Source organism: Microbacterium sp. zg.Y909 (genome assembly GCF_024626565.1).
The window spans coordinates 1-12,531 of the sequence record NZ_JANJFJ010000112.1 but is presented as its reverse complement, the minus strand read 5'-3'; the positions used below and the strand labels follow the sequence as shown (position 1 = coordinate 12,531).

Here is a 12,531-nt window from a genome sequence, read left to right as displayed (position 1 = left end):
TTCTCCACCAGGACGACCTGGGTGGTGAGGTCCAACGAGTCCAGCAGGTACGGTCCGGAACCGGCCGATGCGCCGTCGAGGAACGTCTGCGCGGCGTCGGTGGTGTCGGTGGCGCCGCCGTTGGCCTCGACCTCTTCGGCGTTGAGGATCGACAGCGACGGGTTGGTCACGATCGCCGGCAGCTGCAGCGACGGCTTCTCGGTCTTCAGCACGACGGTGGCGTCGTCGACCTTCTCCACCGTGATGCCCGCCATGAGGAAGTTGGCTTTGGAGTCGGTCATGCCCGCCACGCGCTCCAGCGAGAACACGACGTCGTCCGCCGTCACCGGGGAGCCGTCCGAGAACACGCGGTCCTCGTCGAGGGTGAAGGTGAACTCGGTGGCGTCCTCGTTCTGCTCCATCGTCGCCAGCGCCGGCTGCGGCGTGGTGTCGTCGCCCTCGAGGGTGAGCAGCGTGTCGTACACCGCGTGCAGCACCATGTTGCCCGTGGGCACGTAGTTGCGGCCGGGGTCACCGGTCTCGAGCGAGAACGCGGTGTCGATGACGAGCGTGCCGGACGCGCTGTCACCACCGTCCACGTCGGTGTTCGCCGAGTTGCCGCCGGAGCAGCCGGCGAGCGCCAGCACGGAAACCGCGACGAGCGCGGCAGCGGCACGGGAGTGGGATCGGGCCACGGGTGGTCCTCCTGAGATCGCGGGCTGGACATCCCGAGGGAGCGCAGCGGGTTTTCGGGCACTCTATCCGAGATTCCGTCACGGACGCGCACTTTCCGTTGACGGACGTAACACCCAGGTGCAATATGTCCAACATGAGGGAAACGCGCACGCACTCGGCTGGACGATCGGCCGTCCAGATCGACGAAATCGGCTACGACATCCTCCGTGCGCTGAGAGATGACGGTCGTGTTTCAATTGCCGCGCTGGCGGCACGCGTCGGCATCTCGCGGGCCAGCGCGTACAGCCGGGTGGAGGCCCTCACCCGAGCGGGGGTCATCACCGGGTACTCGGCGCGGGTCGATCCTGCCAAGGCGGGCCTCGGTGTCTGCGCGCTGGTGTTCTGCTCCGTGCACCCGCAGAGCTGGGAGGAGTTCTTCGCCGCGGTCCGGGCTCTTCCGGAGGTCGAATCGGCGAAGATCACCACCGGTGAGCACGACATCATGCTGCTCGTGCGCAGCATCGACGTCGAAGGCATCCACGCCCTCGTGGTGGGCGGTATCGCCCTGCTGCCGCAGGTGGCGCGCGTGGAGACCGTGCTGATCCTCAACGAGGTGTTCGAGCGGCCGTACGTACTGCCCACTGACATCCCCGCCCGTAAAGAGGTGATGCCCGAGCAGGGCCTGATGAGCTTTGTGGCGACGAGCTCGGATCGCCCGTCGGGCTGACGCGCGCTCAGAGCTGTATGCACACGCTCTCGTGGTCGACGCCGTCCACGACGAAGCTCTCCACCAGGCGGAGGCGGCCGTCCTCGGCGCGCTCCGCGCGGCTGTCGGCGGAACCGCGCACGATGCTTCCGTCGGCGGCGAGCGCGTGGGCGAACGAGATGCCGACCACGTCGCCGTCGACGCTGCCGACGAAGCGCCCCTCGGTCACGGTGTCGCCGGTGTACTCACCCCACACCAGCAATCCGTCCTGGTGGTACGTGAAGGTGGTCGGGGACTGCGGATCGACGATGCTGGCGGTGGAGGAGACCATCGCGAACCGCTGGCCATCGAGGTTGATCGGGGAGGGCATCCCACGAGTATCGCGTGAGACGGGCGCCTTCTGCCAAACGGGGCGAGCCGCCAGGCTTGCACCGCGGCAGGGGTCGAGCCTGCATCCTTCCCTGTCAGGAGCAGAGGGCCGCCAGCTCGTCAACGGACTCCTGCACATCGCGGCTGTCGTCCACGAGGTCGCTCTGGACCTCGGCCAGCAGCGGCGCGTCGTCGGCGGCGGCCTGCAGCTGGTCGATCAGCAGGCCGACTTCCCTCATGTCCTCGTACACGTCCTCGAGCTCGTCGCGCACCCGCACGTTGGTGACCTGCGCCAGCGAAGTGTCCAGGTCGTCCGTGGCGGACCGGACCGCCTCGGATGCCCCGGCGTAGTCCTCGTCGTCGATGAGGGCGAGCGCTTGCGTCAGCGCATCCTCGGCGCTCTGGGCCTCGCCTTGCGCGATGTCGCAGGCCTCGGCGACGGATTGCTCTTTCGTGGCCTGCGTGGCGCCGCCTGTCGCACCGCCGGCGGTACAGCCCGAGACACCGAGCAGAACGATGGCCGCGAGCGCGCCCGTGGTGATCTTGCGCATGATGTCGTCCTCCGTGGCGTCCGTGTTCGTAGGCGGCCACGGTACGTCTCGACCGAGGGCCGCGCCAGGCCCGGGCCTGGCTCGTTGTCGTGCCATTCGGTCGATCCAGGAGAAGTCGAAGACGCCGTCCGGCGCTCCGCGCCCGAGCCGGCCGACGCACCCCACCCCGCTACCGTGGCACTATGCCGACCGCCTCCTCGTCCCACCAGACCGCCCTCGTCGTCAGCGGCTCCGGGCGGTACGCCGACCCGTGGCATCCGTTCCCCCGCACGAGTCCCCTCCTCGCCGAGATCCTGCGCGAGACGGGGTTCGAGGTGAGGATCGACGACGACGTGGATGCCGCGATGACCCGGCTCGACGACGTCGATCTGCTCGTCGTGAACGCGGGCGACCCGTGGAGCGACGACCGGGACGGCGCCGCTCCCGCGGCATCCGTCGACGGCTTCGACCACGCCCTCGAGCGCGGGATGGGGGTGCTGGCGATGCACTGCGCCGTCGCATCGCTGCGGGACTACCCGTCGTGGGCGCCGGCGAGCGGCGGCATGTGGGTGCCGCAGGCGTCGTGGCATCCCGAGATCGGCGACGTCGACATCGCGGGCGGTGTGCTCCCCGGAGGCACCGTGATCGACGACTTCTCGGTGTTCGACGAGCGCTACTGCCGCCTGCAGCAGCTCGGCGAGCGCAGCGTCGTCGCGACGCAGGTCACCGACGGCGAGCGGATGCCGGCTGCCTGGGTGCGCACGCACGGCCCGGCGCGGGTGGCCGTCGACACGCTGGGCCACGACGAGCGATCCTACGACTCCGCGGGGCACCGGCGCCTCATCGGGACACTCGCCCGGTGGGCCGCCGGCGCCGCCTGACCCCGGGCGTCGCCGGCGCGTGGGCACCCGAAGAACCGGCGATCCCCGAAGAACGGGCGACGACGCGGATGCCGCGCGCACAGCCCCGCTCAGGCGTCGTCGAGGTAATGGATCACAGCCTGCACCCGGCGGTGGACATCCGCGTCGGCAGGAAGCCCGAGGGAGTCGTAGATGCGGGACATGTGCTGCACGACCGCCTTCTCGGTGAGGAAGAGCTTCGCGGCGATGCTCGCGTTGCTGCAGCCCTCGGCCACCAGAGCGAGGACTTCGCGCTGGCGCGGGGTCAGACAGCCGACGGCCGAGGTCGCCCGGCTCGCGCGGTCGACCATGACGGCCACCACCTCGGGGTCCAGCACCGTTGCCCCGGTGGCGACGGCGGCCAGGTCGTGGAGGAACGTCTCGATGTCGGAGATCCGTTGCTTGAGGAGGTACCCGACACCGCCGGTGCCGCTGGAGAGCAGTTCGCGGGCGTAGCTGCGCTGCACGTACTGCGACAGCACGACCACCCCGGTCGCAGGGTGCGCCGCCCGAATGGCGAGGGCGGCGAGGAGCCCTTCGTCGGTGTTGGTCGGGGGCATCCGGATGTCGGTGACGACCAGGTCCGGCGCGTGCGCGGCGACCGCCTCACGCAGCTGTCCGGCGTCGCCGACGGAGGCGACGACATCATGGCCGGCTTCCTCCAGCAGAAGCTGCAGGCCGCGCCGGATGAGCGTCTCGTCCTCTGCGATCACGATCCGCAGGGCAGCGTCACGCATAAGCGCGTCCCTTCCGTCGGGGTACTGGTCAGTGCGAACGTCCCACCCGCGGCATCCACCCTGTCCGCCAGGCCTCGAAGACCGGTGCCCCGCTCGACCTGCGCACCGCCGACGCCGTCGTCGCTCAGGTCGAGCACGAGCTCATCGCCGTGCACCTCCAGCAGGACGACGACCGAACCGGCCTGGGAGTGCTTGACCACGTTCGTGAGCCCTTCGGCGATCACGAAGTACGCCGTGTCGGCGATCGCGTCGCCCAGCACCCCGACAGCGCCGACCAGCCGCGTAGGGATCGGCATGCGATCCGCGAGCTCCTCGGCGGCCGCGAACAGACCGCGCTCGATGAGCGCCGCCGGCACGAGGTCGTGCACGAGCCGCCGCAGATCGGCCGCGGCGGTGTCGATGTCGCGACGCAGCCGCGTCGCACGCGCGTGGACGACGTCGGGATCGGCGGAGGCCAGGCGCTGGGCGTCGACGGCGAGCATGACCAGCTGCGCCTGCAGCCCGTCGTGGAGGTCCCTGGCGATGCGACGGCGCTCACGGTCGGCCGCTTCGACCAGTCGTTCCCGCGAGCGCAGCAGCGCCCGGCGGTTCGCCCGCAGCTCCGCGGTGAGACGCTCGCGGTCCACCGCGATCGCCACGACGTTGCCGGCGGTGCGCACGAGCTCCTCGTCGACCAGCAGCGCCCGGTCGTACTCGATCGCTCCGATCACCCGCCCGTCGAGGACGATCTGCGACCAGCCGCGGTGGGGGGCGCGAGGGGGCACCGGATGCCCGTCGGCGTCGACGAAGCAGCCACGGCCCTCCGCCCAGAAGTACAACTCCAGCGACGGATCGCCCAGTGCACGCGCCAACGCCGCGGAAAGCAGCTCGCGACTGGCCGCGGCCGCGCCGAGCCAGGTGCCCAGCTCCTCGAGCTGACTGGTGCGGGCGAACCCGCCGCGCAGCATGCCGAGCGCGAACGCCACGGGCACCCCGGTGACCACCAGGTACTGCGCGGCGATGCCGATCAGGGGGTCGACGCCCAACGGCGCCAGCACCAGCCGGCCACTGAGGGGTGTCGCGACGGCGGCGAAGATGCCGTACGAGAACAGCGGCACGAGCACGCGACGGTGGGCGGCGTCCGCGCGCCTCAGCCGACCGACGAGGATCACGACGGTCGCTGCCATGACCGCCGCCCCCGCGACCACCTGCACCGAGAGGGCGGCCGCGGCGAGGTCGGGGGCATCGACGATGACCAGGTCCGGTGCCGGGCCGTCCACGTCGAACAGGTACTGCGGCGCCTGCAGCGCCGTCGACAGCGTGTACCCGGCGATCACCACCGCCCTCGCCGGCCACGTGATGAGGTAGCCCGTGGGGAAGGCCAGCAGCAGATGCAGCATGGCAGGGAGGATCAGCGTCGCGCAGACGGCTCCGACGGCCACCAGGAACGGGACACCGGTGTTGCCCACCGTGCCCAAATGGATCATCACCCCCGCCAGGACGATGAGCATTCCCAGCGGGTTGCTCGGCCTGCGCTGCCACGCCACCACGCCCACGCCGACGTAGACGTAGAACATCACCGCACTCGCCGCGATGAGCGGCCAGGCCGGGTCTTCGACCGGGATCAGCGCGAGGTAGACGGCGCCCAGGATCCCCGCGAGCACGGCGACCATCGCGAGGGCGCGGTCGAGCGAGCGGGCGAGCGCCGAACGGACGGGTACCGGACGGCCGCCATGAGGTTGGGTCATCGGGCACCAGAGGGGACGGGGAACTCCATTGTGGCGGCTGGATGCCGGGACACCTAGCGACCCAGGTCGCCTGTGGCGCGGCATCCGCCCGCTCGACCCGCCGCGCACCGCCGCGTCACGGGAAGTCGATGATGGCGAAGCCCAGCGGCAATTCGCCGGTGCGCGGCTCGGGCCGAGACAGCGCACCCTGCAGGAAGGTGCCCGTGAGGTAGTCGTCGGCGTCGGCGATCAGCCCGGGGGCGACCTGCCCTGCGTAGTCGAAGCTCGCCAACGCATACGGGAGCGAGTCCGAATCCAGCAGGCTCGGCCCGTCCATCAACTGGAAATGCAGGTGCGAGGCGTTGGCGTTGCCGGTGTTGCCGAGATGCCCGAGAACCTGGCCCTCGGTCACGGTGTCGCCGGGCTTCACCGTGATCGATCCCGCGATCAGGTGGGCGTACATGGCGTACACCCCACCGCCGAGGTCGAGCACGACGTGGTTGCCGTCGACGTTCTCGACGGTGAGCTTCGCCGCCAGCTCGGGGTCGTGGGCGGGCAGTACGCCGGGGGCGTTCGCCGCCATGCCATCCAGGATCGACACGACGGTGCCGTCCGCGACGGCGAGGATGTCGGCGGCGTAGTCGACGTAGCTGTCGTTGCTGGTCTTGTCGCCGGAGTAGAACTCGCCCGCGTCGTTCGTCCGCTTCCAGTCGATCGCGAAGCGCTGGCTGTTGTTGAGCTTGCCGTTGACCGACATGACCGAACTGCGGTGCGGGAAACCGGGCTCGCAGCATCCATTGAGCGCGACCCAGTCGTCGCCGCGCACCGGGGGCGCGATGACGGGCAGCGTGCGGGTGGAGATCGCCAGCGGCGCGGCCAGATACTCGATGGCGCCCGGCTCGCCGAACGCCGGGGAGAGCGCGCCGGTACCCGAGATGCGGTGCAGGAGAACCGGGGGGAGCTGGTCGAGCGACTCGAGGGTGAAGTCGACGAAGACCACGCGGCTGGTCTGGGGCGGGATGACCGCGCTGTCGACGTAGCCGGCAGGCAGATCCCGGAGCCGATTGCACTCACCGAACGTGCACGACGGATCGACCAACGCCGTTCCGGAGAAGCTCGCGACGGTGCGTTGCGGATCGGCACCATCGACGACGTCGATCTGGCCCAGGGTCGCGGGGATCTTCGTGGCGTTGGTGAGCTGGAGATCGTAGACGACGTGGAATCTGCCATCGGTTCCGGGGAACGGCAGCGGCGGCGCGCCGATGGTCTCGACGGTGACCGCGGTGAACGCGTCCGGAACGGTCACGTCCGACACGGAACCGGCCGCCGACGGCGCGGTGGGGGCGTCGGCGGGAGGTGTCGCCGAGCAGCCGGCCGAGAGAAGCGCCACCGCCGCCACGAGCGGGACGAACAGACGGATCATGCGGCGAGATGTCACTGTGAAGCTCCAGTTTTGTGCGATTTCCGCGAAGTTATCAGGCGGTACGTGGCCACCTCTGGGGACCTGAGTCCCCTGTTTGCCGCGTTGGCGCTCCCTAGCGTCATGGGGTGATGGAAAAGCACCAGACCCGAGTCCACCCCTGGAAGACGGCCGCGATCGCTGCGGGTGTCGTGGCCGTCGTCGGCGTCGGCGTGGCGATCGCCGTCGGCGCGTCGACCGGGCCGCCCCCCGCGCTGCCGCCCGCCGCGGAGGCCGGCGCGGGTGCCCCCGAGCCCGATGGACGGCTCGCCGCCACACCGGAGCAGGCGTACGCGCTGTCGCTCCCGGTGCTCGGCGGGTGGCTCGAGGAAGACTTCGACCACGCGTGGATCGTGACGGCCGCGACGTTGGAGGCGGCCGCGGCCGCACTGGACCATGCCGCGCGTGACGACGTGCAGTACGCACATTGGGTGGACACCTTCACGGGCGTACTCGACGTCGCCGATGCGGTCGCGGCCGGCGACCAGGAGGGTGCACTGACGGCCTTCGCTCCGCTCTCGGCGCAGTATCCGGGCCCGTACGACGACGTCATCGTCGACCGGTCGCTGTCACGGATGCCGACCGAGGACGCGCTCGCCCACATGGCCGCGCTCGAGGCGGGGATCGCGGCGGGCGACGGCGCAGCAGTACGCAGATCCGCAGGCGACGTCGCCGAGGCGTTCGCCGAAGTCGTGCGGGCCGCTCAGCTCGGCGTCGCAGATGAGCCCCACCAGGTGCTCACCCGCCTGCTGCCCGCTTTCCGGGCGCTCGACGATCTGCACACCGCCATCCTCGACGGACAGACGCAGGATGCCGCAGCGGCGGCCGCCGCGCTCCGCTCCTCGTTCGACACCTTCACCGCCTGGCACCACAGCGTGTCCGGCTGACGACCACGATCACTCAGGGGAACGAAGACAGATGAGATCCACCATTCACCGCCGGCGGGCATCCGTGCGCGCCCGCGCCGCCCTCGCCATCCCGATCGCCGCGATCCTCCTCGTGGGGGTCCTGGCCGGCCCGGCACACGCCGAGACCGGCGATCCGCAGACCGAGACCGCCGCGCCCGCGCCCTCGGAGACCCCGGAGCAGGCGACGCCCGACGCGCCCGCGACCGAGCAGGCGCCCGACGCGCCCGAGCCCGAGACCGCCGACGATGACGCGGTACCCGTGCTGTCCCAGGCCACTCAGACGGTGCGGCGGGACGCGGTGCCCACACGGGCGACCGGGTTCCAGCTGCGGTATGCGTTCGCGCCGGGCGTGCAGCCGGCGAACCCGCGCAATGAGACCGACGTGGCTGCGGAGCAGAAATACGACTGGGCCGATGCCGGCATCCACTATCTGGCCTGGGACTACCCCATGCCCGATGACGGCCACCACGAGGTGACCTTCACCGCGCAGCTGATCGACCACGGAACGCTCACCGACTACACCGTCGAATACACCTCGAAGGTGAACCGCACATCCGGATCGCTGAGCGTCGAGACGGACTGCGCCATCCTGCAGGACGGCGCACCGGTGGACTTCCAGAACGAGTCGCCCTTCGCGTGCGAGGGGAGCTCGACGCAGGGGGCATCGGGGGCCGTGCTCGCCTCGGCGAAGGTGGCGCTGTACAACTGGTCCACCATCACCGGCATCATCGACGTGCGCAACGTCAGCCACGGACCGGTCATCTCACTCGCCGAGGGGACCTTCTCCACCGCGAACCAGCAGAAGCGCATCCTGATGAACGGTGAGGCCTGGTACCCGGTGGACGCCGACGTCGAGCACAAGCGCGCGCTGCCGTACGCGACCATCGAGAACGGGGCGCAGCTCACATGGTCCGCCGCGCAGCAGAACTTCGGGCGCGAACAGTCCGAACCGGACACCCACGCGCAGGCATCTTTCGCCTACCGCATCCTGCTCGACGGCAGGGAAACCCCGTACTGGATCAGCGGCTGGGCGGAGAACTACAAGTACCTGTCGGGCAGCGAGCCCTCCGCCACCTGTTCGATCTACCTGGGCGACCCGAACACGACCGGTGTGCGCGTGCTGGAGAACACGCCGTTCACGTGCGAGCCCACCGGAATGAGCAAGCCGAACGTCAAGACCGACGATGACACCACCTTCCAGGTGCGGATGGCCAAGGTGGACACGGTGACGACAGACCAGGATGCCAGGGACCGCGGCATCGTCGACGCCTGTGGCGAGCATGGGAACGGCTGCATCCAGGCCATCGGTGAGCCGACGCTCGACACGGCCGAGGCAGGGAACCCGCGGACCATCGCCACCCAGCCCCACACGGCGGGTTCGGACGAGCCCCAGGAGTGGAAGTTCGAGCGCACCTGGTCGCAGGAGGTCAGGGACTCCGTCGAGCAGACCTTCGGCATCAAGCTCAGCTACGAGGCAGAGTATGAGCCGATGCCGGGCGAGACATTCAAACAAGGCGTGGAGTTGAGCTCCGAGACGAGCTACGGATATGACCTCACCAAAGGGCTGGAATACACGTTGACGAGTTACCCGAAGATCCCGTTCGGCGCCGTGGGACGAATGGTGCAGTACGAGGCCTGGGACGTGTACACGGGTGAGCTGTACTTCTTCGGCGAGGGCAACTCGTGGTACCGCCTCAGCGGGACCTCGATCCGCATTCCGGTCGACGCGTCGATGTTCGGTGCCGAGTCGAAGACGTTCGCCGGGCACGTGGATGCGCAGGAGGCCCCGGTGATCGGCGGCGTGGAGTTCCGCTGTTCGTGGCAGGAATCCGCGAGGGCGAACGTCCTCCTCCACAACCCGACCGTGGAGCAACTCACTCTGTGCGACATCCCCGTCAGCTGGGGCGATGAGGTGCCCCACATTCGAGGGCTCGACGTCGACCCCGACCTGCTCAAGGACGCCCGCGCAGTGCTCGCCGACGACCTCGCTGCGCTGGAAAAAGAGCTCGAGAAGCGCAAGAGCGAGCTCGCCGAACTGCGTCAGGGCTGATCGAACCGGCGCCCGCGCACGGCTCCCACGCCGTTCGTTACAGGTGCTTGCCGCCCGTGACCGGCAGCACGGCACCCGACGTGTAGGAGCCGTCCTCGGAGGCGAGGTACACGTACGCACCGGCCAGCTCGGCCGGCTGCCCGGCCCGGCCGAGCGGGGTGTCATGGCCGAACTCTTCGAGGCGCTCGACCTCCCAGCCGGTGGCGGGGATGAGCGGTGTCCAGATGGGACCGGGGGCGACGGCGTTCACGCGGATGCCGCGGGGTCCGAGCTCCTCGGCCATGGCGCGGACGAATGCCACCTGGGCGGCCTTGGTCATGGCGTAGTCCACCAGCGACGGTGACGGGCTGAACGCCTGGATCGACGCGGTGACGATGAGCGACGAACCCGGCTGCAGGTGCGGCACGGCAGCGCGGGCGGTCCAGATCATGCCGTAGAGGTTCGTGCGGAAGACGCGGTCGAACTCCTCGGTCGGCAGGTTCTCGATGCCGTCGCGGTCCTTCTGGTAGGCCGCGTTGAGCACGACGATGTCCAGGCCCCCGAGCTGCTCGACCGTGTCGGCCACGATGCTCGTCGCGAAGGTCTCGTCGCGGATGTCGCCCGGGAGGGCCACGGCCTTGCGGCCGGCCTGCTCGATGAGGGCGACGGTGGCGTCGGCATCCTCCTGCTCCTCGGGGAGGTACACGATCGCGACGTCGGCGCCTTCGCGCGCGTAGGCGATCGCGACGGCGCGGCCGATGCCGGAGTCACCGCCGGTGATCAGCGCCTTGCGACCCTCGAGTCGGCCACTGCCGCGGTAGGTCTTCTCGCCGTGGTCGGGGTCGGGAATCGTCTCCCCGGTCAGGCCGGGCTGCTCCTGGTGCTGGGCGGGGATCTCTTCGTCGCGGTACTTATCACGCGGATCCTGCATGGTCATGTGGCTCCTTCCGTTGCGTGCTCCGAGCGTGCCCGAGCGAAGCAGCAGCGAAAAGGGGCTTGACACCCCTCGGCGCTCAATCGGCCGCGTCCCCCCCTCACGCTGCCGAGTGAGTATTCAGCAGGCCGCGCGAATACTCACTCGGCAGCGGGGAGGGGGCAGACGGCGGCGGCGGCGACGGCCTCACCGTACTGTTCTGCCGTCCAGGGCAGGCCGGCGGCGGGCGCGGTCTGTCCCGACGCCGCCGGTGCCTTCGACGCGATCGCGGCGAGCTCCCACGCGAGGTATGCACCGACGCCACCGTTCGCGCGCGAGTTGTTCAGCACGACCGCGACGGTCATCCCGGTGGCCGGGTCGGAGAAGGCCCCGGTGATGTATCCCGGCATCGCGCCGTACTGGCCGACGAGCGACCCTGCCTGGTAGGTGCCGCCGGCGGTGGTGTACCAGGCAGGAGCGCCGGGCCCGGCGGGCATCACCGAGGCGAAGCGGTCGTCGTTGGCACCGGGAAGGGATCCCGTCGCGAGGGCCTGCATGTACAGCCCCAGGTCCTCGATGTCCGACACCACGCCAGCGGCGGTGTAGCCGGTGCTCGACGACAGGGCGGTGACGTCCATCGGCTCGGCGCAGTTGGCCCCGCCCTCCGGACCGTCGGGCGAGTACAGCCCGTTGAGCATGGGCGCCTCGGCTTCGGCAAGATTGCGCGTCGCTGCCGGAAGCACGGTGGCCTCCAACGCGAGCGGCTCGGTGATGTACTTCTCGTACATCTCCGCGGCCGACATGCCGGTCGCCCGCTCGAGCGCGATGCCCAGCAGCAGGTACCCGGTGTCCGAATCGGCGAACGCCGCCCCGGGCTCGCCGGTGCGCGCGGATCCCATCCCGTAGGCGGCCAGCTCCTTGGGGCTCCACACGCGCTCGGGAGTGGCCAGCCAGCGGTCGATCACGCGCGGCGCGTACGAGGCGATGCCGCTCGTCGAGTCGCACAGCTGCTCGAGGGTGATGTCCTCGTAGCCCGGCATGCCGGTGATCCACTCGGTCACCGCGTCGTCAGGCGACACCAATCCGTCGGATGCCGCCGCATACAGCACGTCGCAGGTCATCGCGCGTGTCACGTTGGCCACCCGGAAGCGCATGTCGGTGCTCACCGGCTGGCCGCCGGGCGTCGTGGTACCGAGGCCCGCGACCCACGTGCCGCTCCACGGCGCCCACACTCCGACGATCGCGCCACTCGAGCCCGTCGCGGCCATGGCGCGCTCGACCGCTCCCTGCAGCTGCTGCTGAGTCTCGGCGGCCAGCGCGGCATCCACCTGTTCCGGAACGTCGGGAACGACAGACGGCCCGTTGCCGGAGCACGCGGTGGCGACGAGCGCAATGCCGACGACGCCGGCGATCGCGGTCACGACGCGCCGTGCGCGGCTGATGTGCGGCATCCAAACCCCCGAAAAGTCTCCCTACGATTCAAACACACCCCGGCGTCCGCCCCCGTACGGCTCACCTAGCCTGGGGTCATGCCGCATACCTTCGACGACGCCACCCTGGTGGGCGTGCTCCGGCACATGAACGACGACCACACCGACGACAGCCTGCTGATCGCGCGCGC

Annotated in this window: 12 protein-coding genes; 4 read left to right on the top strand and 8 right to left on the bottom strand. The window is 70.0% G+C overall.

The genetic code is table 11. The annotated features are described in order from the left end of the window. A partial coding sequence (locus NQ160_RS10140; protein WP_257515122.1) for an ABC transporter substrate-binding protein occupies nucleotides 1-674 on the bottom strand: 674 nt, incomplete at its 3' end. A gap of 134 nt (nucleotides 675-808) precedes the next feature. On the opposite strand from NQ160_RS10140, the gene NQ160_RS10135 reads away from it, so the two are divergent. Then, nucleotides 809-1,381, top strand: a complete 573-nt coding sequence (locus tag NQ160_RS10135) for an Lrp/AsnC family transcriptional regulator (protein ID WP_257515121.1) — start codon at nucleotides 809-811, stop codon at nucleotides 1,379-1,381. A gap of 7 nt (nucleotides 1,382-1,388) precedes the next feature. Here NQ160_RS10135 and NQ160_RS10130 read toward each other — a convergent pair whose 3' ends face one another. Together NQ160_RS10130 and NQ160_RS10125 are read right to left on the bottom strand one after the other, a co-directional pair. Next, nucleotides 1,389-1,730, bottom strand: a complete 342-nt coding sequence (locus NQ160_RS10130) for a hypothetical protein (protein WP_257515120.1) — start codon at nucleotides 1,728-1,730, stop codon at nucleotides 1,389-1,391. A 94-nt stretch (nucleotides 1,731-1,824) separates the two neighbouring features. Next, a complete protein-coding gene (locus NQ160_RS10125; protein WP_257515119.1) occupies nucleotides 1,825-2,280 on the bottom strand; it encodes a hypothetical protein in 456 nt (151 codons plus the stop codon). Nucleotides 2,281-2,462: 182 nt separating this feature from the next. Here NQ160_RS10125 and NQ160_RS10120 point away from each other — a divergent pair, with 182 nt between their 5' ends. Next, nucleotides 2,463-3,140: a ThuA domain-containing protein gene (locus NQ160_RS10120; RefSeq protein WP_257515118.1), complete on the top strand. Its 678-nt coding sequence runs from the start codon at nucleotides 2,463-2,465 to the stop codon at nucleotides 3,138-3,140. Nucleotides 3,141-3,229: 89 nt separating this feature from the next. Here the strand turns inward: NQ160_RS10120 and NQ160_RS10115 are convergent, their stop codons facing one another. The 3 genes from NQ160_RS10115 to NQ160_RS10105 form a co-directional block, all read right to left on the bottom strand. Next, nucleotides 3,230-3,895, bottom strand: coding sequence for a response regulator transcription factor (locus tag NQ160_RS10115; protein ID WP_257515117.1), 666 nt, complete (start codon nucleotides 3,893-3,895; stop codon nucleotides 3,230-3,232). Then, nucleotides 3,868-5,622: a histidine kinase gene (locus NQ160_RS10110; RefSeq protein WP_257515116.1), complete on the bottom strand. Its 1,755-nt coding sequence runs from the start codon at nucleotides 5,620-5,622 to the stop codon at nucleotides 3,868-3,870. The genes NQ160_RS10115 and NQ160_RS10110 overlap by 28 nt, the downstream gene beginning before the upstream one ends. Before the next feature lie 115 nt (nucleotides 5,623-5,737). Beyond that, a complete protein-coding gene (locus NQ160_RS10105; RefSeq protein WP_257515115.1) occupies nucleotides 5,738-7,024 on the bottom strand; it encodes a M23 family metallopeptidase in 1,287 nt (428 codons plus the stop codon). A 128-nt stretch (nucleotides 7,025-7,152) separates the two neighbouring features. Here NQ160_RS10105 and NQ160_RS10100 point away from each other — a divergent pair, with 128 nt between their 5' ends. Both NQ160_RS10100 and NQ160_RS10095 read left to right on the top strand, forming a co-directional pair. Beyond that, a complete protein-coding gene (locus NQ160_RS10100) occupies nucleotides 7,153-7,947 on the top strand; it encodes a hypothetical protein (protein WP_257515114.1) in 795 nt (264 codons plus the stop codon). 31 nt (nucleotides 7,948-7,978) lie between these two features. Continuing rightward, a complete protein-coding gene (locus NQ160_RS10095; protein ID WP_257515113.1) occupies nucleotides 7,979-10,018 on the top strand; it encodes a hypothetical protein in 2,040 nt (679 codons plus the stop codon). Nucleotides 10,019-10,055: 37 nt separating this feature from the next. Here NQ160_RS10095 and NQ160_RS10090 read toward each other — a convergent pair whose 3' ends face one another. Together NQ160_RS10090 and NQ160_RS10085 are read right to left on the bottom strand one after the other, a co-directional pair. After that, nucleotides 10,056-10,934 (bottom strand): SDR family oxidoreductase, encoded by an 879-nt coding sequence (locus tag NQ160_RS10090; RefSeq protein WP_257515112.1) that lies wholly within the window; start codon nucleotides 10,932-10,934, stop codon nucleotides 10,056-10,058. A 137-nt stretch (nucleotides 10,935-11,071) separates the two neighbouring features. Further along, complete coding sequence (locus NQ160_RS10085) at nucleotides 11,072-12,361, bottom strand: serine hydrolase domain-containing protein (protein ID WP_257515111.1); 1,290 nt, start codon at nucleotides 12,359-12,361, stop codon at nucleotides 11,072-11,074. Between the last annotated feature and the right edge of the window lie 170 nt (nucleotides 12,362-12,531).